Origin of the sequence: Pseudomonas sp. BE134, assembly GCF_031456105.1 — a bacterium.
Classification (GTDB): Bacteria; Pseudomonadota; Gammaproteobacteria; order Pseudomonadales; family Pseudomonadaceae; genus Aquipseudomonas.
This window is the reverse complement of the sequence record NZ_JAVDUA010000001.1, coordinates 98,542-118,991: the sequence shown is the minus strand read 5'-3', so window position 1 is coordinate 118,991 and position 20,450 is coordinate 98,542. Positions and strand designations below refer to the sequence as shown.

Annotated in this window: 16 protein-coding genes, 3 tRNA genes and 1 pseudogene; 9 read left to right on the top strand and 11 right to left on the bottom strand. The window is 58.3% G+C overall.

Features of this window, described 5'->3' with window-relative positions; all coding sequences use genetic code 11:
- Window positions 1–5: 5 nt before the first annotated feature.
- A complete protein-coding gene (locus tag J2Y56_RS00505; protein ID WP_405046827.1) occupies window positions 6–2,192 on the bottom strand; it encodes a peroxidase family protein in 2,187 nt (728 codons plus the stop codon).
- Window positions 2,193–2,265: 73 nt separating this feature from the next.
- Between J2Y56_RS00505 and J2Y56_RS00500 the strand changes: the two genes are divergently transcribed.
- Window positions 2,266–3,765 (top strand): ATP-binding protein, encoded by a 1,500-nt coding sequence (locus J2Y56_RS00500; protein WP_310347839.1) that lies wholly within the window; start codon window positions 2,266–2,268, stop codon window positions 3,763–3,765.
- Here J2Y56_RS00500 and J2Y56_RS00495 read toward each other — a convergent pair whose 3' ends face one another.
- The 10 genes and pseudogenes from J2Y56_RS00495 to J2Y56_RS00450 form a co-directional block, all read right to left on the bottom strand.
- A complete protein-coding gene (locus J2Y56_RS00495; protein WP_310347836.1) occupies window positions 3,766–4,464 on the bottom strand; it encodes a response regulator transcription factor in 699 nt (232 codons plus the stop codon).
- A 333-nt stretch (window positions 4,465–4,797) separates the two neighbouring features.
- A pseudogene (locus J2Y56_RS00490) lies at window positions 4,798–4,951 on the bottom strand (DNA adenine methylase); the annotation flags it as partial.
- A gap of 88 nt (window positions 4,952–5,039) precedes the next feature.
- Window positions 5,040–5,126 (bottom strand) — tRNA-Leu (locus J2Y56_RS00485).
- Window positions 5,127–5,320: 194 nt separating this feature from the next.
- A tRNA-Cys gene (locus J2Y56_RS00480) sits at window positions 5,321–5,394 on the bottom strand.
- Window positions 5,395–5,439: 45 nt separating this feature from the next.
- Window positions 5,440–5,515: transfer RNA gene (locus tag J2Y56_RS00475), tRNA-Gly, on the bottom strand.
- Window positions 5,516–5,578: 63 nt separating this feature from the next.
- Window positions 5,579–6,139: a CDP-diacylglycerol--glycerol-3-phosphate 3-phosphatidyltransferase gene (gene pgsA, locus J2Y56_RS00470; RefSeq protein ID WP_007943517.1), complete on the bottom strand. Its 561-nt coding sequence runs from the start codon at window positions 6,137–6,139 to the stop codon at window positions 5,579–5,581.
- A gap of 32 nt (window positions 6,140–6,171) precedes the next feature.
- Entirely contained in the window at window positions 6,172–7,995 is a 1,824-nt protein-coding gene (gene uvrC, locus J2Y56_RS00465) for an excinuclease ABC subunit UvrC (protein ID WP_310347833.1), read from the bottom strand.
- A 2-nt stretch (window positions 7,996–7,997) separates the two neighbouring features.
- On the bottom strand, window positions 7,998–8,639 hold the full coding sequence (gene uvrY, locus J2Y56_RS00460; protein WP_008015884.1) for a UvrY/SirA/GacA family response regulator transcription factor: 642 nt from the start codon (window positions 8,637–8,639) through the stop codon (window positions 7,998–8,000).
- Window positions 8,640–8,766: 127 nt separating this feature from the next.
- The gene (locus tag J2Y56_RS00455; protein ID WP_310347831.1) at window positions 8,767–9,210 is read right to left on the bottom strand and encodes a GNAT family N-acetyltransferase; all 444 of its coding nucleotides are present in this window, start codon (window positions 9,208–9,210) and stop codon (window positions 8,767–8,769) included.
- Entirely contained in the window at window positions 9,211–9,969 is a 759-nt protein-coding gene (locus J2Y56_RS00450; protein WP_310347824.1) for a carbon-nitrogen hydrolase family protein, read from the bottom strand.
- Between the two features lie 627 nt (window positions 9,970–10,596).
- Between J2Y56_RS00450 and J2Y56_RS00445 the strand changes: the two genes are divergently transcribed.
- The 8 genes from J2Y56_RS00445 (at window position 10,597) to J2Y56_RS00410 (ending at window position 20,444) form a co-directional block, all read left to right on the top strand.
- A complete protein-coding gene (locus tag J2Y56_RS00445; protein ID WP_310347821.1) occupies window positions 10,597–11,676 on the top strand; it encodes a 3-deoxy-7-phosphoheptulonate synthase in 1,080 nt (359 codons plus the stop codon).
- A 303-nt stretch (window positions 11,677–11,979) separates the two neighbouring features.
- Window positions 11,980–12,861 (top strand): triacylglycerol lipase, encoded by an 882-nt coding sequence (locus tag J2Y56_RS00440; protein ID WP_310347818.1) that lies wholly within the window; start codon window positions 11,980–11,982, stop codon window positions 12,859–12,861.
- An 82-nt stretch (window positions 12,862–12,943) separates the two neighbouring features.
- Window positions 12,944–13,225 carry a peptidylprolyl isomerase gene (locus J2Y56_RS00435; RefSeq protein ID WP_007943531.1) on the top strand — a complete coding sequence of 94 codons (282 nt, stop codon included), beginning with the start codon at window positions 12,944–12,946 and terminating at the stop codon, window positions 13,223–13,225.
- A gap of 136 nt (window positions 13,226–13,361) precedes the next feature.
- Window positions 13,362–15,230, top strand: a complete 1,869-nt coding sequence (locus tag J2Y56_RS00430; protein ID WP_310347815.1) for an extracellular solute-binding protein — start codon at window positions 13,362–13,364, stop codon at window positions 15,228–15,230.
- The gene (locus tag J2Y56_RS00425) at window positions 15,230–16,291 is read left to right on the top strand and encodes a microcin C ABC transporter permease YejB (RefSeq protein ID WP_310347813.1); all 1,062 of its coding nucleotides are present in this window, start codon (window positions 15,230–15,232) and stop codon (window positions 16,289–16,291) included. The genes J2Y56_RS00430 and J2Y56_RS00425 overlap by 1 nt, the downstream gene beginning before the upstream one ends.
- Window positions 16,291–17,313, top strand: a complete 1,023-nt coding sequence (locus J2Y56_RS00420) for an ABC transporter permease (protein WP_007943536.1) — start codon at window positions 16,291–16,293, stop codon at window positions 17,311–17,313. Before J2Y56_RS00425 ends, J2Y56_RS00420 begins: the two co-directional genes overlap by 1 nt.
- 14 nt (window positions 17,314–17,327) lie before the next feature.
- Window positions 17,328–18,902 (top strand): ABC transporter ATP-binding protein, encoded by a 1,575-nt coding sequence (locus J2Y56_RS00415; protein ID WP_310347809.1) that lies wholly within the window; start codon window positions 17,328–17,330, stop codon window positions 18,900–18,902.
- Window positions 18,903–19,028: 126 nt separating this feature from the next.
- Window positions 19,029–20,444, top strand: coding sequence for a sigma 54-interacting transcriptional regulator (locus J2Y56_RS00410; protein WP_310347806.1), 1,416 nt, complete (start codon window positions 19,029–19,031; stop codon window positions 20,442–20,444).
- The last annotated feature ends 6 nt before the right edge of the window (window positions 20,445–20,450 follow it).

Genomic DNA, 20,450 nt, shown 5'->3' with positions numbered 1-20,450 from the left:
CGCGCCTAGTTCAGTGTAGGCAGGCCCAAGTCGCGACCACGAGCCAGGTTGATGGTCGCCAGGTCCAGCGGTTGACCGAGCAAGCCTTGTTGCAGGGCCGGGGTCACGAATTCGTCGATTTCGTTGCTGATCTGCCGGGTCATGCCCAGGGCAATGGCTGTCGGCCCCACCTCGGCAAAACCGCCGGGGTTGAGAAAAGCCTGCTCCAGCGCGTAGTGAGTGATTGCACCGGTCAGGTCGTAGCCACCACTGGCATTTTTTTCCAGGGCATCGATGGTTTCGCGCAGTTGCGAGTGGCCGAAACGAAACGCGGCCTGGCCATACTCCAGCGAAATATTGGTGTTAATGCCCGAGTCATAGGTAACAAACTCTGGCAAATCCGGGGTGATCAAACGCGCGTACTGGTCGATCGCAACGTGCTGGTATTCCATTTCCACGGTCAACTTGGCGGCGTAGAACAGTTTGTCCTGATCCCAGGACACGGTGACGCCATCGGCCAGTGTGAAATTGCCGTTGGCATCGTTGTAAAAACCGCTGCTGCCGTTGCTCACCTGGACTTGCCAGTTGTGTCGCACGTTGACGTCTGTCTGCCCCAGCACCTCGTTCTGCAGGTTGATCAGCTGCACGTTGTGGTCTTCATGGAAGACATGGTGGATGGCAGTGAGGCCGAAGTTTTCGTTAACCCGGCCATCACCGGCAATGTAGTGATCGCCCACCGATTGCAGCAGCAACTCGTTGGCCACCGCAAAATCGGCACTGCCAGGAGCCGCGCTGATGGAGAAGTCGGAAAAGTTGACGAAGCTGAACAGGTTTTTCGGCCCCGAATTGTCATAGTTGATGACCATTCCATAAGGGTTGTTCGAGTCGAAGGTGATGCTGGTGATGTGCGCATCCAGCGACATCAGCTTCGCTTGATCGATATGCACATCATCAAAGTGCGGGTTCATGTCCAGCAGGATCGCTTCGCGGGTGTACACCGCTTGAATGCCGGCGGTCCCGGGGTCGGCATCCAGTACATGGCCGTGGGCATCCCGCACGCGGAAGTTCGCAATGTCGTCCCAAGTCAGATCGTCGCGACCGGTGGCCAGCACATGCGCGCGCAATTCGCTCAGGGTCGGCAACGTCTGGTGGGTCAGAACACCGTTGAGGGTCCAGGCGGCTTCGTCGCTCAAGGTGGTGCCGTCAAATAGCGCAGCACCCGCGATGAACTGGCCGGGGTGATTCGGGTCCGCCACCCACTGGCGCAGCAATTGAGTCACAGTCTCATTGGAGCCGTAAGTCTGATTCTGATCGATGTAGGGCGAGTCAAGGTTGACGTATTGCGCCTGGCCTTGACCGTCCATTTCACTGACCGAAGCCCGATGCACTTTGATCGAGTAAACCGGCTGCCCGTCCGGGCCGATGGAGCCATACAGCGGATCATCCGGCGCCAGAGGAATGGTGATCGTCGCGTTCTGATTGGGTTTGTTGATGAAGTCCAGCCCATGGTCAAAGAACTGCCCGAACAAGGTGAACCAGCCGGTCGTCGACGGGTCACCGCTGACGGTGTTCTGGTTGCGAATGTAGTACTGGCCGGAATCCGGTGAGGTGGTATCCACCTCGCCAATGGTGCCAAGAATCCCCGGATCAGTAACGATCGCTACGCCCGTGGCGGTATGCTGGATGTGCCCATTGGCATCGGTAGCAAAAGTTACCCCGCCACTGACAATGGTCTGGCTGATCATCCGGGGGGTGTAGTCCACTAGCGAAGCTGTCGGATCGCTATACAGTGAACTACTGTCAGCCATGGGCGTGACACCAGCGGGAACGCCCGGTCCGGCCAATGCGCCGTTAGCCAGATTCTGATGAACGTAGTGCGTGTAGTCCGAGTGGGTCAGGCGAATGAAATTCTGACCAAAACTGCCCCAGCTCTGTCCGTCCTGGGTCAGGTTATTGAAGTGGCCGGAAACGTCGCGCAAGCCGATCGGGTCCCGTGCGCCGTTGTACCAGCGGGTTTCGCCGACCGGAATATCCAGGGGGTTGAAACTGCCGAGAATACCGAGCACATGGACATTGCCGTCCGAACCGCTGTAGCCGTAAAGAGGATCACCGGCGGCGCTATAACCCACGACATGAATGGTGGGAAACGTAACCTGCTGATCAAGAAACGAAATGTCTTTTTGATTGAGTGTGAAGCGTTTTAGCTCATACATGTCAGTCTCCAGATATCCGCTGAGTTGCTGGGTTTTCCAAGCGACTTATCACGATGATCAGGGAACCAAGCCAATGGCAAAAGATGCAAAAGATGCAAAAGTCGAATCAAAAAATGAGACTTCTATCGCGGATAAGGCTGAGACTTTGGTCGAACCAGCCTCTCCTGTTTGCGAGGAGGTTCGCAATGGAATCTGGCGCACCCGGATCAAGGGTCGGGCGCGCAAGCTGAGTCACACGACCCAGTTTGTCATTGCCGCTACGGTGATCCTGGGACTGACCATGTTCTCTGTTGGCAAGCTGGTGAGCGAACGAATAGAAAGTGCCGCAGTACAGAGCGCTGCAGAAGCAGGCGCCCACTACATGGAAGCGTTTCTGGAGCCCTATGTGCAGGAGATGAGCCGGGACAACAGCCTCTCGACAGCAAGTGTCCAGTCCCTGGACCGCCTCATGGAAAGTCGTGCGCTGAATCAGCACATTGTCTCGATCAAGATCTGGCGAGCGGATGGCACGGTGGTCTACAGCACGAATAAAGCCATCACCAACCGCAAATTCCCAATCAACGAGATCACCGAGGCGCTTAAGGGCAAAGTGGTCACCGACCTTGAAGAGTTGAGCGAAGATGAGAACGAGTTCGAGCGCAATCTAAACGTTCCGCTCTATGAGATCTACGCGCCCCTGCGGGATTTCAGCACCAGGAAAGTCATTGCGGTGGGCGAATTTTATGAAAAGGCCGATCGTCTGGAGCGCGAGATCAATCGTGTCCGACAGCAGGTTTGGGAGGTTGTCGGCGCCGCGACGCTGGCAATGCTGACGCTGCTATTCTTCATCGTGCGACGCGGTGAAAAAATTATCCAGCGCCAACAAGTGGCACTGCACTTACGGCTGCAGGAGCAAACCCGTTTGCACATCAGCAATGCCGAACTACAGCGCAAGATGGCGACGGCGACCCAGGAGTTTTCCCGGGTCAACGAACTCAACTTGCGGCGCATTGGTGCAGACCTGCACGATGGACCGGCGCAGTTATTGACCTTGATTCTGATCTGGCTCGACGAGTTGACCGAAAACGGCTCGGCTGTCGATCAGGAGGCACTGGAAATCATTCGTGGTGCCGCCACCGACGCATTGCGTGAGGTCCGCGAATTATCCCGAGGCCTGGCACTTCCGGAAATTAACGACTTGAGCCTGGAGGAAGATTTGCATCTGGTGGCGCAACGGCACGAGCAACGCACCGGCACCAGGGTCACCTTAAATCTGGGGCCGCTACCAGAGGCCACGCCGCTGCCGCTCAAACTTTGTTTGTACCGCTTCGTGCAAGAAACCCTCAACAACGCTTTCCGTCATGCTAACGGCGAAGGTCAGGTCATCCAGGCGCAATACATTGATCACGTATTAAATATTAGCGTCAGGGATAGTGGTCCGGGTATGGCGGCGGACGCCATGCAACTCGATACATCCGGCAGAACCCGATTGGGGCTCGCCGGTTTGCGTTATCGCGTTGAGTCTCTGGGCGGGTTGTTCAGTATCGACTCTCAAACCTCAGGAACGTCGGTCAATGCACAGTTCAAACTTTAGTCAGAAGCGGCACCGGGCATCAATTGGTGTTTTCCCTGCGGTGATGTGAAATCGCCCGAGCGCTTCGCGCTCCCTGTAATGCCGTAGGGCCGTGACCGCTTCGACACGATTTCGGGCGTGCAGTTTCTGCATCACACAGGTCATGTAGTGCTTGACGGTTTTTTCGCTAATCAACAGCTTTGACGCAACCTCCCTATTGGTCAGTCCCTTTGAAACTTCATAAATAACCTGCTCCTCGCGCAAGGTCAGATCAAACGTATGAATCTGCGTTTCGTGTTTCTTGAAGTTACTCAGCAGTTTGTTGGCAAAGTCGGGGGTGATATACGACTCACCCTTGGCCACCGACCTGATCGCCTGGACCAGTTCCGGTCCGCTGACACCTTTCAACACATACCCGCGCGCGCCGGCCTCCAATGCCATAAAGGCGTCATTTTCGGATTCTGAAACCGTCAGCATCAGCACCTTCACATCCGACAACTCAGTGGAAATGAACCGCACCGCGGCGAAAACATCGCCCGGCATATTGACGTCCATCAACATCACGTCCGGACGCACCCTCTGGGCAATATCCATGGCTTCGTCCGCATTGGCGCCCTGCTCCACGACCTGAAGATCCGCCCGTTTTTTCAACGTATTGGCAACGCCCTCACGCAACATTGGATGGTCGTCGGCAATGCCGATGCGAATGAATGGACTCATGACCCGCTCCCGAAAGGATTAGCACTCGAATGACCGATCATTCATTAATAGCAGGAAACATGGGATGACACCGGTCACCCGTCATGCGTCCCAGGCTCCGGGCGTTCGAATATCAGACTTAGGTCTTACCGTCAACAAACAATCATCATTACAACAATACAAGAATTTGCACCGCATCCTATTGTTTTTAAAGACCTCTAAAAACGTCAAAAAACAGACAGCCTCACAAAATCCGGACCCATATTTATCCGACCAACAGTCGCTTTTCTAAGCTCAGGATTCCGATAGGGTTTCCGGGCGGGTCATCTTCTGCCACTCGAACACTTGGCGCTAGCTGACTGCCCACTTGAACTGGCGCACGAACTCTTCGAGGTGGTTCTGTGCGACGCGAACAACGTCACCAGATCGCCGTTGATGTCATTGAGGATTCGACGGGCGCTGCCGGGGGCGCATAACGTAGCGCGGCGCCGCCGGCAAAGACTTCGATAGTGACCAATTGAGGAGCTTGTCAAAAATTGAGGAGCAGAAAAACAAAAGGCCTGCATGAGGAGTCTCACGCAAGCCCTTGATATATATGGTGCCCGAAGCCGGAATCGAACCGGCACGCCCTTACGAGCGGGGGATTTTAAGTCCCATGCGTCTACCAGTTTCGCCATTCGGGCGGTAGCGCGGTGAAGCAGTCTCAAAACTGGCAGATGACAACCGGCAGTTCTGACGCTTGTGCAGCAGAGGGGGAAATATATACATCCCGCCCCGGTGAAGCAAGTTCGCATATAACCTTTTCAAGACAAAATCTTGCAGGGCTGCGGAAATAAAAAAGCTCCGTAAATCATAGATCTACGGAGCTTGTTTATAGTGGAGGCCGAGGTCGGAATCGAACCGGCGTAGGTGGATTTGCAATCCACTGCATAACCATTTTGCTACTCGGCCTCAAACATCTGCTGTCAGTAGCACAACAACAAATGCGTACAAACTTGGAGCGGGAAACGAGACTCGAACTCGCGACCCCGACCTTGGCAAGGTCGTGCTCTACCAACTGAGCTATTCCCGCGTCTTGGTGTGGCGCATTCTATAGAATCCAGAAGCCCCGTCAACCCCTTGATTCAAAAAAGTTTTATTTCTTTTCAACGTCGGTCTTCAGATGCGGCCAGGCAGCCCGCAAGTACTGGACCATCGACCACAATGTCAGGCCCGCAGACACCAGCAGCAAGGCATAACCGATCAAGACCCAGAAGGAAAAGTCTGACGGATTGGCCAGCAGGATGACCAGCGCGAGCATTTGCGCGGCGGTTTTCCATTTGCCCAGGTTCGACACCGCCACGTGAGCACGGGCGCCGAGTTCGGCCATCCATTCGCGCAATGCCGAGACGACAATTTCGCGGCCGATGATGACGGCAGCCGGCAGCGTGAGCCACAGGTTGCCGTGTTCTTGCACCAGCAAGACCAGTGCGACGGCGACCATCAGCTTGTCCGCCACAGGATCAAGGAAAGCCCCGAACGGGGTACTTTGCTCCAGGCGTCGGGCCAGATAACCGTCCAGCCAGTCTGTGGCGGCAGCAAATGCGAAGACCGAGGCAGACGCCAGGTAGCTCCATTGGTAAGGCAGGTAGAACAGTAAAATGAAGATCGGGATGAGCAGGACGCGTAGAACGGTAATCAGATTAGGGATATTCATCGGCACAACTGGCTACGAGGTGAGTTGGCATTCTACTCGCTGTGCAGATTTGCATAAATCAACTCTGCGAGCTTTTTACTGATCCCGGGTGCTTTGGCGATCTCTTCGATGCTGGCACGAGACAGCTCCTGCAATCCACCAAAATGTTTCAATAAATCGCGACGCCGTGTCGGCCCGACGCCAGCCACGCCCTCAAGCGTGGACGTGCGACGAGTTTTTCCACGGCGTGCGCGGTGCCCGGTAATGGCGAAACGGTGGGCTTCGTCACGTATTTGCTGAATCAAATGTAGCGCAGGGGAATCGCCGCGCAAGGTGAACTCGTGGGCCGCATCGTTGAGGTACAGGGTTTCGAAACCGGCCTTGCGCGTCGCCCCTTTGGCCACGCCCAACAGAATCAAGTCAGGCACCGCCAGTTCATTGAGAACATCACGTGCCATGGACAGCTGACCTTTGCCGCCGTCCACCAGCAAAATATCCGGCAGCTTACCCTCGCCGTCCTTCAACTTGCTGAAGCGGCGGGTCAAGGCCTGATGCATCGCGGCGTAGTCATCCCCCGCCGTCACGCCTTCGATGTTGTAGCGGCGATAATCGGATTTGATCGGACCTTCCGGGCCAAACACCACGCAGGACGCCACGGTGGCTTCGCCGCTGGAATGGCTGATGTCGTAGCACTCCAGACGCTGCGGTGGCTCGTCCAGGTTCAACACTTCGGCCAGCGCGTCGAAACGTGCCGCGACGTGCTGACGGTTCGCCAGACGCGCGCCCAAGGCCTGCTCGGCATTGGTGACCGCCAATTGCTGCCAGCGCGCTCGCGTACCGCGTACCCGATGACTGATCGTCAGTTCGCGACCACGCAAGGCTTCGATGGCCTCGATCAGCGTCGGGAAGTCCTCATGGACCACGTTGACGATCAGCTCGCTGGGCAAGTCGCGCTCGGGGCTGGTGATGAAGTACTGGCCGAGAAAGGCGGCCATGACTTCGGAAACGTCTTCGTCGATACCGGTTTGCGGGTAGAAGTTCTTGCTGCCCAACACCCGTCCACCGCGCACGCTGATCAGGTGAACGCATGCGCCGCCCGGATTGACGAACGCGGCGATCACATCGATATCGCCGGTGCCGCCTTCCATGCTTTGCTGATCCTGGACTCGCCGCAACAATGAAATCTGGTCGCGCAACTCGGCGGCGCGCTCGAACTCCAGATTGACCGCCGCCTCCTCCATACCCGCAGACAACTCGTCCGTCAGGGCATTGCTGCGCCCCTCAAGGAACATCACCGAGTGGCGAACGTCTTCGGCATACACCTCAGGCTCGACCAATCCCACACACGGCGCCTTGCAACGTTTGATCTGGTATTGCAGGCAAGGTCGCGTACGGTTCTTGTAATAGCTGTCTTCGCACTGGCGGACAAAAAAGGTCTTTTGCAAAAGGCTCAGGCTTTCTCGAATCGCGCCGGCGCTCGGGTACGGACCAAAATACTTGCCCTTGGCCTTCTTCGCACCGCGGTGGATGCTCAAGCGAGGGAACTGGCCATCCGAGAGAAAAACGTAGGGGTACGATTTGTCATCGCGCAGCAGGATGTTATACGGCGGGCGCCATTCCTTGATCAGCGTCTGCTCAAGCAACAGGGCTTCGGTTTCGTTGGCGGTGATCGTGGTTTCGACCTGAGCGATACGGGCCACCAGCGCCGCCGTCTTGGGTGCCAGACCGGACTTGCGGAAGTAGCTCGACAAGCGGTTTTTCAGATTCTTGGCTTTGCCGACATACAACAAGCGCGCATCGCTGTCGAACATGCGATACACACCGGGGCGCCCGCTGACCGTCGACAGAAAAGCGCTGGGATCGAAGACGTCAGTCATTGTCAGAGGCTGGCATCGACCATGCCGTGACGAACCGCCAACAGCGTCAGCTCGACATCACTGCTGATCGAAAGCTTCTCGAAGATACGGTAACGGTAAGTGTTGACCGTTTTGGGTGACAGGCAGAGTTTGTCGGAAATAATCTGTACTTTCTGGCAGCCGACAATCATCAGCGCGATCTGAATCTCGCGCTCGGACAATGCATCGAAGGGCGAATCGTTGGTCGGCTGGAAGGATTTGATCGCCAGTTGCTGGGCAATCTGCGGACTGATATAGCGTTGCCCGGCGAACACCAGGCGAATGGCCTGAACCATTTCCGGCAATCCGGCGCCCTTGGTCAGGTAACCGGCGGCGCCGGCCTGCAACAACCGCGTAGGAAACGGATCTTCCTCACACACAGTGACCGCGACGACTTTGATATCCGGGTGACTGCGCAACAGTTTGCGCGTGGCCTCAAGACCGCCGATGCCGGGCATCTTGACGTCCATCAACACCACATCGGGTTTCAGCTCACGCGCTTTGAGCAGGGATTCTTCCCCTGACTCAGCCTGGCCGACTACTTGTAGGCCATCGATGTCAGCCAGCATTCGTGTAATGCCTGTACGAACGAGATCATGGTCATCGACTACTAGCACCCTAATCAAGCAGACACCTCGCGATTTGGTCTTATTGGGTTGCCGGACACCTTAGCAAAAAGCTACTGGCAGACCTAGCGGCAAGCGTCATATAAAAAGTATCAATTCGTCTTGAAGCGCTTGTTACCAGAGCGTTTCAGCGATGCACCCCACCGACGTCACGCTGCATTTTCAGGAAACACTCGTCTTTGCCGACCACCGCCAGCCCTTTTCTCTCGTAAAGATTTTTTGCCGGATTATTTTCGAAAACAGTCAGGCGTAACGCCGGACGTCGTTCCTTGCACGCAAGTGCGAACACCTGATCGATTGCCCAAGAGCCCGCGCCCTGCCCCCGGAACGCTTCGCGAATGTGCAGCTCGCGAATATATAAGGCACTGGCATCGCGGCTCAGACTGACAAAACCCAACACCGCCTCATCACGCACAATCATCCGGTTCTCGCGCCCCGCCCAGGCGACATCAAATGCCTCATCCAGCCAAAGCAGGTCGTGCTGAATGTAATAGCGCAGCATGTTGTCGCAGGTCAGCCTCCGGGCGAAGTCGAGATCCCGGGGTGTGGCCGCACGCCATTCGAAACCCATTCAAGCCTCCAAAATATCGACGATATGTCCGTGCCACTCACCCGCTTCTCGACGAGCCACCACCATCACGTTTCCCGTACCGGGTGCCGCGGCAATGAGCGAACCGTCCGATGCCCAGATGGCACTGCGCCCCGCTGACTCCCAGCCACCGGTTGCACCGCCATGGTTGGCCATCAACACCGTCATTGAATGAGTGTTGGCATAGCCTTGCAGCAGCGCCGTATCCGGGGCATAGCCGTTTTCCGTGATCAGTACACCGGCGGCATACAAGGCGGCGCCCTGCTCCGCGGCTGAGGCTGCGTGACGGGCGTGAGAAAAATCAGCACACACCGCCAGCGCCACCGTATCGGTACCGATCGTCAACATCGAACCCCCTGTGCCCGGGGCAAAGGCCACTTCTTCGCCGGGGTGCAAATGCTGCTTGCTGTAGACCTCTAGAGAACCATCAGCACCGAACACCAATGCGCCAATGAATACTGGCGAAGCCTCCGACAGCCGAATCGGCATGCCGACCACACTCGTCACACCGACTTCCCGGGCGAATTCCCGTAACGGCTGCAACACCTTGGCATCCGGTACGATGGCCAACCCGGCAGCCAATCCCCGCTCATACCCGGTCAGCGACAATTCCGGAAAGACCAGTAGCTGAACACCCTGCTCCGCGGCAACCTGCATGAAACGCTGATGCCGGACAATGTTGGCAGCGAGATCACCCGCGACGGAGGAAGATTGAGCGGCGGCAATGGTGAATGGCGTCATGCTTCGTCCTTGTGACGTTAGTGGGTGGGCAAAACCCAAAGTGTGTCATAAAGCCGCCTGCACTCAAGCGATAGAAAACGCGGCCGGCCATCGATAGCATTTTCTGATTGAAACCGCGCACCGGCCTCGAGTAAGCTCGGTGCATCCATCGGAGACAGACCATGCTCAACGCCCTCTCTCAGCTTCCAACGATCAGCGCCCTGCGCTCGGTGGCGGCTGCGCGGGCGAATGACGTTTGCACTCCGGTCAGCTTTTATTTTGGGTATTGGTTTAGCCACTGGCGCGCCTGATACCCACACGGCGCCCACTTTAAACGGGTCGCCGCCAGAGTTTTTCCAAACCCCCGGTCGGCCTCCCGACCGGGGGTTTTGTTTTTTCAGCCCCGCACATTTTTGCAACACACCAGACACTTTGAGGATTCACGACATGAACAACGCCACTTATTACCGTTACGACAGTTTTACCGCCTGGCGATTTACCAGCCTCCGCTCGGGACAGCCTGCCGCCTCCGATCGGTCACCCACAGGTGGCAAGCACACACACGCAGCCAATCCGGCCAATTGTCGAACACCCCAGTAGGGCCGAGCGCGCGGGAACGAACCCGCCGCCAGCCCAGGAAGCCTTGCCATGAACTCGTCCGTCTCTGCTCTGCCGCTGTCCACTTTGAACCCTGCCAATGAAGCGCTGACCTTGCGTCTGCCCAGCTCATTGCAACTCAAACAGCAATTGCCCCTCAGCAACGCCCTGGCCCGACAAGTCGCCGCTCACCGCGACGCGGCCCGTGCGATCCTCAACGGTGAAGACTCCCGCCTGCTGGTAATCGTCGGCCCTTGCTCGATTCATGAACCGCAGTCCGCCCTCGAATACGCCACCCACCTTGCCCGACTCGCCACCGACGTCAGCGATGAAATGCTGCTGGTGATGCGCGCCTACGTCGAAAAGCCTCGCACTACCGTCGGCTGGAAAGGCCTGGCCTACGACCCGCATCTGGATGGCAGCGATGACATGGCGGGTGGCTTGATGCTTTCGCGAGAGTTGATGCTCGAAATGATTCGTCTCGGCTTACCGATTGCCACCGAACTGCTGCAACCCATGGCCGCCGGTTACTTTGATGATCTGTTGAGTTGGGTGGCGGTTGGTGCCCGTACCACCGAATCGCAGATCCATCGGGAAATGGCCAGCGGCCTGGGCATGCCGGTCGGGTTCAAGAACGGCACCGATGGCGGCGTGGCCGTTGCCAGCGACGCCATGCGTTCGGCGGCCCATCCGCATCGGCATTTCGGCGTCGATAGCCAGGGACATCCTGCGATCATCCAGACGCCAGGCAATCGCGACACTCACCTGGTTTTGCGCGGCGGACACCGTGGACCGAACTACGACCGCGACAGCGTTGCTCAGGTGCATCGCGATTTGACCCGACTCAATATCCCGGTGCGAATCATGGTCGACTGCAGTCACGCCAACAGCGGCAAAGACCCGGCGCGACAACCCGCAGTGTTCAACGACGTGCTCGAACAACGCCTGCAAGGCGATCGTTCGCTGATCGGCATGATGATCGAAAGTCATTTGTTCGAAGGTTGCCAGCCCCTGAGTCCATCCCTGCGCTACGGCGTCTCAGTGACTGATGGCTGTCTTGGCTGGGCCGGGACAGAGCAGTTGTTGCGTCAGGCTGCCGACCGGCTTCGAGCGCGGCGCGAGCATCAATAAACGGCTAACGCAATTTCCGTAGCTGGCGAAGCCTGCTGCTACGGATTGCGTTGTGGCTTAGACAGGACATTACTGACAGGTAAAGGTGTTTCCCGAGTAGGCCATCGCAGGAAAATGTGCGGTTACAGATCAAAAGATGTCGAAACATTCAGAACAGGACCTCAAGCACATTCGAAATGTCCTACATTTTCTATACCTTTTTCAGCAGCTTACAGCGGATTCCTCATACACCGCCCACGTGCCGGGGTGCTTTAGAGTGAGCCCATCTGCACACCTCTGAACGACCGCGAAAAAGGAATGAACATGCTACGGAATGCAACTACCCAGCACCCTATCCTGCTGATCCATGGGCTCTTCGGCTTCGATCGCATCGGCACAACCGAATTCTTCCATAACGTCAAGCAGTCCCTGCGAAGTGCGGGGGCCAGGGTGTTCATCCCGCAGCTGTCGGCTACCCATAGCAACGAAGCACGTGGCGACCAACTGCTGGCACAGGTCGACCGGGTGCTGGAAGGCACCGGCGCCAGCAAGGTCAACCTGATCGGCCATAGCCAGGGCGCATTGGCCGCACGTTATGCGGCGGCACTGGCCCCCCATGCCATTGCATCGGTGACCTCCGTCAGCGGCCCGAACCACGGTTCGGAGCTGGCCGACTTCCTGCGCAAGGCGCTGACGCCCGGCCGACTTCCGGAACATGTCGCCGCGACCGTGGCGACACTGTTCGCCGACTTTGTGTCGTTACTTAGCGGCAACCTGCACCTGCCCCAGAACGCTGTCGCCGCGCTCAACGCGCTGACCACCGAAGGTGTGGGCGCTTTCAACGACAAGTACCCTCAAGGGTTGCCAAAGACCTGGGGAGGCAAGGGGCGCGAACTGGTTAACGGCGTGCGTTATTACTCCTGGAGCGGCACGTTACAGGGAACCCTGCTCGACGAAGGACTCAATGCACTCGACCCGCTGCACGGGTTCCTACGCGCTTTTTCCCATTACTTCACCACGGAAGCGGAGCAAAATGACGGCATGGTCGGCCGCTACAGCTCACATCTGGGGAAAGTGATCCGCTCCGACTATCCACTGGATCACTTGAGCAGCCTCGGTCATACCGGTGGCCAGGGCCGCAAAGCCATCGATCCCGTGGAGTTGTACGTACAGCATGCCGAGCGCTTGAAAAACGCCGGCCTGTAATCTGTCTGGAACTTTGACGAGAAATAGGCCACTGAATCCGGTAGGCTCCGCACTTTACTGAATATTGAAAGGAGTATTTCCCATGGCTAAAGCCACTGCCCGTCACATCCTGGTTGCCTCGGAAGCCAAGTGCAACGAACTGAAAGCCCAGATCGAAGGCGGCGCTGATTTCGGCGAAGTCGCCAAAGCCAACTCCACATGCCCGTCCAGCCGTCAAGGCGGCGACCTGGGTTCGTTCGGTCCTGGCCAGATGGTCAAGGAATTCGACGCCGTGGTGTTCAGCGCTCCAATCAACGTTGTACAAGGCCCGGTGAAAACCCAGTTCGGTTATCACTTGCTGGAAGTGACCAGTCGTCAGGACTGATCGATCCGCAAGGCTTTACACATAACGGCCCGCCTTTTGGTGGGCCGTTGTGTTTCAGATACGTTTTTAGGCTGGCGAGGGACGCGCCGCTAGCGTACAAATTGTGGTTTTCGATCCTCCGGCTCTAAGGCTGACAATGCGACTGGCTTTCCCCACTTTGTTGTTCACTGCCGTGGCGCTGCTATTGGGTGCCGCCGGTGTGAATGCTGCACCGCAACATGCATTGACCGTGTACGGCGAACCCGCGAAGTATCCTGCAGGTTTCAGTCATTTTGCCTACACCAACCCGCAGGCCCCCAAGGGCGGCACAATGCGTCGCTCGGCGATCGAAATCGGTCATTTCGACCATATCCTGCCGTACATCGACAAGGGCATTGGCGTCACTCAAATCGACGGTTTGCTCTACTCGCCGCTGGCCCAGCGCTCGCTGGATGAGCCCTACACCGTATATGGCCTCGTCGCACAAAAGATGGAGCGCCCGGACGACGGTCTGTTCCTGCGTTTCCATCTCAACCCCAAGGCACGCTTTGCCGACGGCAAACCGATCACGGCCGAAGACGTGCGCTACACCTTCAACCTGTTGATGACTCAGGGCAGCCTGCGCTATCGCACCCAATTCGCAGACGTCAAAGGCGTGGAAGTTGAGTCGCCTCTGACCGTTCGGTTCGATTTCAAAAGCAACGAAAACCGCACCCTGCCCCTCGACATCGCGACGCTGCCGGTGTTTCCCGAGCATTGGTGGAAGACCCGCGACTTCGCCGGCGGCGGCGGGTACGAAGCGCCGCTGGGCAGTGGCCCTTATAAGGTGGGCAAAGTCGACTCCGGTCGCAGCATCACCTTCGAGCGCGACGCCAATTGGTGGGGCAAGGATTTACCCGTCAGCCGTGGCCTCTACAACTTCGATCGCTTCAGCATCGAATACTTCGGTGACACCGACGTCGCGCGCCAGGTGCTACGGGGCGGGGCCTATGACTACAACCGCGAATTTTCCGCCACCGGCTATTCCATCGGCTATGAAAGCCCGGCCCTGAGCGACGGTCGCCTGCAGAAGGCTCACTTGGCAACAGACGCGCCGCAGACGGCGCAGGGGTTTGTCTTCAATCTGCAGAACCCGATTTTCCAGGACCGCCGGGTGCGCCAGGCGCTGGCCATGCTTTGGGATTTCGAGTGGAGCAACCGGCAGATGATGCGCGACCTGTACATCCGCCAGCAAAGCTACTTCTCCAACACTGACCTGGCTGCGGGACAGTTGCCCGATGCGGCGGAGTTGGCCATTCTTGAACCGCTACGGGGGCAGATCCCCGACGAGGTGTTCACCCAGGTCTTCGAAGCACCGAAAACCGATGGCAGCGGTGTGATTCGCGACAAGCAGTTGCTAGCGCTGGACCTGCTCGAACAGGCTGGCTGGAAACCCGATGGCGATCAACTGGTCAACGCCGATGGCGAGCCGCTGAGTTTTACCTTCCTGGTCAGCCAGAACGGCATGGACCGATTGCTGTTGCCTTACAAGCGCACCCTCAAACAGATCGGCATTGACCTGAACATCCGCCGTATCGATTCCTCGCAGTACGTGAATCGCCTGATGAGCCGCGATTACGACATGATCGTCACCGGCTACCCGGTGACTACCTCCCCGGGGGGCGAACTGTTCAATTACTTCGGCTCGATCTCGGCCAACGACCCCGGCGCCAATAACTATATGGTGCTGAAGAACCCGGCGATCGACACCCTGCTCACCGGCCTCGTCCACGCCACCACCCAGCCCGAGATGCTGCGTTACGCCCACGCGCTGGACCGGGTGCTGCAATGGAACTACTACTGGATTCCCAATTATTACCCGCCTGGCACATCGACCGTCTGGTGGAACCGGTTCGGCCGACCGAACGAGCAGGCCAGCAATGACGAAGCCATCGAGAGCTGGTGGGAAATCAGCACGACGCCGCTGACCAACCAGCAAATGACCGCCGAGCAAATCAGCCGTGGCAAACCCGGAGGGCCGCATTGATGTGGGCTTACATACTGCGGCGTCTGCTGCTGATCATTCCGACGCTGGTGATCATTCTGTTGGTCAACTTCGTCATCGTCCAGGCGGCACCGGGCGGTCCGGTGGAACAGGCCATTGCGCACTTGCAAGGCATCGGTGGTGCGGCGGTTGGTGGCGGGTCCGGCGAAACCATGCACGGCACCTCGCGTGCCAGCCGTGGCCTCGACCCACAGCTGATCAAGGACATCGAAAAACAATACGGTTTCGATAAACCCGCCCATGAACGCCTGTGGCTGATGCTCACCAGTTACGCCCGGCTCGACTTCGGCAAGAGCTTCTTCCGTGGTGCCACGGTCACCGACCTGATTCTGGAAAAAATGCCGGTGACCATTTCCCTCGGGCTTTGGGCCACGTTGATCACCTATCTGGTGTCGATCCCCCTGGGTATCCGCAAGGCCGTGAAACACGGCAGCCATTTCGACATTTGGAGCAGCACCGCGATCATCATCGGCTACGCCATGCCGGCGTTCCTGTTCGCCATGTTCCTGATCGTGGTGTTCGCCGGCGGCACCTCATTGAACTGGTTCCCGGTGCGCGGACTGGTCTCGGACGACTTCGAGTCGCTGTCGACCGTGGGCAAAGTCGCCGACTACTTCTGGCACCTGGTGCTGCCGGTGACGTCGCTGGTGATCGGCGGTTTCGCCACCCTGACCATCCTCACCAAAAACTCGTTCCTCAACGAAATCACCCGCCAATACGTCATCACTGCACGCGCCAAAGGCATGAGCGAACGCCGGGTGCTGTACGGGCACGTCTTCCGCAATGCGATGTTGCTGGTGGTGTCGGGCATTCCGCAGGCGTTCATCAGCGTGTTTTTCGCCGGCTCCTTGCTGATCGAAGTGATTTTCTCCCTCGATGGCCTGGGCCGCATGAGTTATGAAGCCGCCGTCTCGCGCGACTATCCGGTGGTGTTTGGCTCGCTGTTCATCTTCACGCTGTTTGGCCTGCTGATAAAACTGGTCGGCGACCTCTGCTACACCCTGGTCGACCCGCGTATCGACTTCGCCGCGAGGAATGCCTGATGTTCAAGCTTTCACCGTTGGGCCGTCGTCGTTTTGAACGTTTCAAGAAAAACCGTCGGGGCTGGTGGTCGCTGTGGTTATTCATTGGCCTGTTTGCGCTGACTTTGGGTGGCGAGTTGATCGCCAACGACAAGCCGTTGGTGGTCAGCTATCAGGGGCAATGGTATTTCCCGGTGTTTAAGCGCCACACCGAGCAGGCGTTCGGCGGGCAACTGCCGTTCCAGGCGGATTACCGCAGCGACTATGTGCAGAAGCTGATCAAAAAGGACGGCGGCTGGATGCTGTTCCCGCCGATACCGTTCAGTGACGACACACCGAATTATGACCTCAACAAACCTGCACCAAGTCCGCCTTCGAATGTGAACTGGCTGGGCACTGACGATCAGTCCCGGGATGTATTGGCCCGGGTCATTTTCGGCGCCCGGGTGTCGATCCTGTTTGCATTGATGCTGACCTTTGTCAGCGCCCTGATCGGCATTGCCGCCGGCGCCCTTCAAGGCTATTACGGCGGCTGGGTCGACCTGATCGGCCAGCGCTTGCTGGAAGTCTGGTCCGGGCTGCCGGTGCTGTACCTGCTGATCATTCTCTCGGGGTTCGTCGAACCGAATTTCTGGTGGCTGCTGGGGATGATGGCGCTGTTTACCTGGCTGGCGCTGGTTGACGTGGTGCGCGCCGAGTTCCTGCGCGGGCGCAACCTGGAATACGTCAAGGCCGCCCGGGCGCTGGGCCTGACGGATCGCAAAGTGATCGTGCGGCACATTCTGCCCAACGCGATGAACGCGACCCTGAGTTACCTGCCGTTCATTCTGACCGGGGCGATTACCACCCTGACGGCACTGGACTTCCTTGGTTTCGGTATGCCCGCCGGCAGTGCATCCCTCGGCGAACTGATCGGCCAGGGCAAGCAGAACCTGCAAGCGCCGTGGCTGGGGCTGACGGCGTTCTTCACGCTGGCGCTGATTCTTTCTTTACTGGTGTTTATCGGCGAGGCATTACGTGATGCTTTCGATCCGAGATCCTGACGCGGACTGTTGATATGAGTACCCCCCTGATCGAAATCCGTGACCTCAGCGTTGCCTTCAATGGCGAAACCGTGGTGCGCAATCTGTGCCTGGACATCCGCCCCGGTGAATGCCTGGCGCTGGTCGGCGAGTCGGGGTCGGGTAAATCGGTGACCGCGCATTCGATCCTGCAATTGCTGCCCGAATCCGGCACCGAAACCACCGGCAGCATTCGTTATCGCGGCAAGGAACTGCTCGGCGCCCCGGCCAACGTGTTGCGTGAATTGCGCGGCAACCGGATCGCGATGATTTTTCAGGAGCCGATGACGTCGCTCAATCCCCTTCACAGCATCGAAAAGCAGATCGGCGAAACCTTGCTTCTGCACAAAGGCCTGACTGGAAAAGTGGCACAAGCGCGGATCCTTGAGTTGTTGCACCTTGTCGGCATTCAAAAGCCCAAGGAGCGGCTCAAGGCCTACCCTCACCAACTCTCGGGCGGCCAGCGTCAACGCGTGATGATCGCGATGGCCCTGGCCTGCGAACCGGAGTTGCTGATCGCCGACGAACCCACCACGGCGCTGGACGTGACCGTGCAGCGCAAGATTCTGATCCTGCTCAAATCGCTGCAACAACGGCTCGGCATGTCGTTGCTGCTGATCAGCCATGACCTCAATCTGGTGCGCAGCATTGCCCAGCGGGTCTGTGTGATGAAGGCCGGGGAAATCGTCGAGCAGGCCACTTGCGAAACGATTTTCACCGAGCCGAAGCACCCCTACAGTTGTGTGCTGTTGAATGCCGAACCGGAAGGCGAAGCCCTGCCCCGCGATGAGCGCGAAAACGTGCTGGAGGTGGGCAATCTGCGCGTGCAATTCCCCCTGGGCGGTGGCTTGTTTCAGCGCAAGACGTACCTCACCGCAGTGGACGGCATCAGCCTCAACATTCAGCGTGGCAAGACGCTGGGCATCGTCGGTGAGTCCGGCTCGGGCAAGTCGACGCTCGGTCAGGCGATCTTGCGGTTGCTCGATTCCGAAGGCAGCATCCGCTTTCAGGGTTCGGAGCTGGATGGGCTGACGCAAAAGCAACTGCGGCCGTGGCGCAAGAAAATGCAGGTGGTGTTCCAGGACCCTTATGGCAGCCTCAGTCCGAGGATGTCAGTCGCCCAGATCATCAGCGAAGGCCTTGAAGTTCACAGCCAGTTGACCGATGAACAGTGCAAGGTCGAAGTGATTCGGGCGCTGGAAGAAGTCGGCCTGGACCCGCAAAGCCGTCATCGCTACCCGCACGAATTTTCCGGCGGCCAACGTCAGCGCATCGCCATCGCCCGGGCGCTGGTGCTGAAACCGGCGCTGATCCTGCTGGACGAGCCGACCTCGGCGCTAGACCGCACCGTGCAAAAACAAGTGGTCGCCCTGCTCCGCCAGCTTCAGGAAAAACACGGTCTGACGTATTTGTTTATCAGCCATGACCTGGCGGTGGTACGCGCCCTGGCCCACGACATGATCGTGATCAAGGACGGCAAGGTGGTGGAAAGCGGAGCCAGCCATGACGTGTTTGATTCGCCGCAGCATCCGTACACCAAAGAGCTTTTGGCGGCGGCGCATCCGCGGTAGTCGCAAGACCGAGTTGCGGCCTTCGCGAGCAAGCCCGCTCCCACATTTGGAATGCATTCCCCTGTGGGAGCGAGCCTGCTCGCGATGAGGCCCGCACCGACACTAAACATTTTGGACAAGATCACCATGAACACCACCGAAAGCCTCAAGGATTACCAACGGGTCCGCCTGCTGGCGATCCGATCGCTGTTCGAGATCATCGAGCAGTCCAGCGAAGGCACGGTAATTGTCGACCGCGATGCGAACATCGTGTGGATGAACGAGCGGTATGCCCGGCGTTTCGGCCTGGAGTCGGCAGAAGGCGCCATCGGCAAGTCCTGCGAAAGCGTGATCCCCGGCAGCCTCTTGCGTGAGGTAGTGCGCACCGGACGCCCGATTTTGCTGGACATGCAGGACACGTCGAAAGAGCCGCTGGTGGTCATGCGCCTGCCGATTCACGACGATGAGGGCGTGGTGATCGGCGCGATAGGGTTTGCGTTGTTCGACGAATTGCGCAGCCTGTCGCCGATGCTCAAGCGCTACATGAGCATGCAGGAGGAACTGGCGTCCACCCGCTCGCTACTGCGGGCGCGGCAGACCAAATACAACTTCGCCCACTTCATCGGCACCAGCGCTGCGAGCCTGGAAGTCAAACGCCGTGCCCGGCGCAGCGCCAGCGCCGAGTCGCCGGTATTGTTGCTCGGTGAAACCGGCACCGGCAAGGAGCTGCTGGCCCAGGCGATCCACAGTGCTTCGCCCCGCGCGCACAAAGCCTTCGTCAGCATCAACAGCGCGGCGATTCCCGAATCGTTGCTGGAAGCGGAATTCTTTGGTACCGCCCCCGGCGCGTTTACCGGCGCCGACCGCAAGGGCCGCGCCGGCAAGTTGCAGATCGCCCAGGGCGGCACCTTGTTCCTTGATGAAATCGGCGACATGCCGCTGCCGCTGCAAAGCAAATTGCTGCGGGTTTTGCAGGAAAAGGAATTTGAACCGGTCGGCTCCAACGAAGTGATCCAGAGCGATGTGCGGGTGATTGCCGCCACCTCCACGGACCTTGCGGCCGCGATCAAACGAGGCGAGTTTCGCGCGGATTTGTACTACCGCCTCAACGTACTGCCGATCCACGTGCCTCCCCTGCGCGATCGTCTCGATGACCTCCCGGCACTCAGCGAAGCGATCCTTGAGGAATTGCGCAGTCAGCATGAACTGAACCCCGAGGCACTGGAGCTGTTGGGCCAGCACGCGTGGCCGGGGAACATCCGTGAACTGCGCAACGTTCTGGAGCGGGCGGCGTTGCTCAGTGATGACCTGGTGCTGGATGCGGCGGAGATTCGTGCGGCGATTGGCACGTTCACGGCAGTAGAGCGAGCGGCGCCGCTGGCGATCGAGCCGGTTGCGCATGAGACATTTAGTGCAGCGCGTGTGCGATTTGACCGGCAATTGATTGAAAGCACCCTCGCGCAATGCGGGGGCAAGGTGGTTGAAGCGGCGGCGCGATTGGGGTTGGGGCGATCGACTTTGTACAAGAAGATGGTGGCGTTGGGGATTGTCGAGTCTCCATAAAGAGAC

Excerpts from the sequence above, each read along its gene's own strand:
- J2Y56_RS00505 (WP_405046827.1), bottom strand. The coding sequence starts at position 2,192 with ATGTATGAGCTAAAACGCTTCACACTCAATCAAAAAGACATTTCGTTT.
- J2Y56_RS00500 (WP_310347839.1), top strand. The coding sequence starts at position 2,266 with ATGGCAAAAGATGCAAAAGATGCAAAAGTCGAATCAAAAAATGAGACT.
- J2Y56_RS00495 (WP_310347836.1), bottom strand. The coding sequence starts at position 4,464 with ATGAGTCCATTCATTCGCATCGGCATTGCCGACGACCATCCAATGTTG.
- pgsA (WP_007943517.1), bottom strand. The coding sequence starts at position 6,139 with ATGAATATCCCTAATCTGATTACCGTTCTACGCGTCCTGCTCATCCCG.
- uvrC (WP_310347833.1), bottom strand. The coding sequence starts at position 7,995 with ATGACTGACGTCTTCGATCCCAGCGCTTTTCTGTCGACGGTCAGCGGG.
- J2Y56_RS00455 (WP_310347831.1), bottom strand. The coding sequence starts at position 9,210 with ATGGGTTTCGAATGGCGTGCGGCCACACCCCGGGATCTCGACTTCGCC.
- J2Y56_RS00450 (WP_310347824.1), bottom strand. The coding sequence starts at position 9,969 with ATGACGCCATTCACCATTGCCGCCGCTCAATCTTCCTCCGTCGCGGGT.
- J2Y56_RS00445 (WP_310347821.1), top strand. The coding sequence starts at position 10,597 with ATGAACTCGTCCGTCTCTGCTCTGCCGCTGTCCACTTTGAACCCTGCC.
- J2Y56_RS00440 (WP_310347818.1), top strand. The coding sequence starts at position 11,980 with ATGCTACGGAATGCAACTACCCAGCACCCTATCCTGCTGATCCATGGG.
- J2Y56_RS00435 (WP_007943531.1), top strand. The coding sequence starts at position 12,944 with ATGGCTAAAGCCACTGCCCGTCACATCCTGGTTGCCTCGGAAGCCAAG.
- J2Y56_RS00430 (WP_310347815.1), top strand. The coding sequence starts at position 13,362 with ATGCGACTGGCTTTCCCCACTTTGTTGTTCACTGCCGTGGCGCTGCTA.
- J2Y56_RS00425 (WP_310347813.1), top strand. The coding sequence starts at position 15,230 with ATGTGGGCTTACATACTGCGGCGTCTGCTGCTGATCATTCCGACGCTG.
- J2Y56_RS00420 (WP_007943536.1), top strand. The coding sequence starts at position 16,291 with ATGTTCAAGCTTTCACCGTTGGGCCGTCGTCGTTTTGAACGTTTCAAG.
- J2Y56_RS00415 (WP_310347809.1), top strand. The coding sequence starts at position 17,328 with ATGAGTACCCCCCTGATCGAAATCCGTGACCTCAGCGTTGCCTTCAAT.
- J2Y56_RS00410 (WP_310347806.1), top strand. The coding sequence starts at position 19,029 with ATGAACACCACCGAAAGCCTCAAGGATTACCAACGGGTCCGCCTGCTG.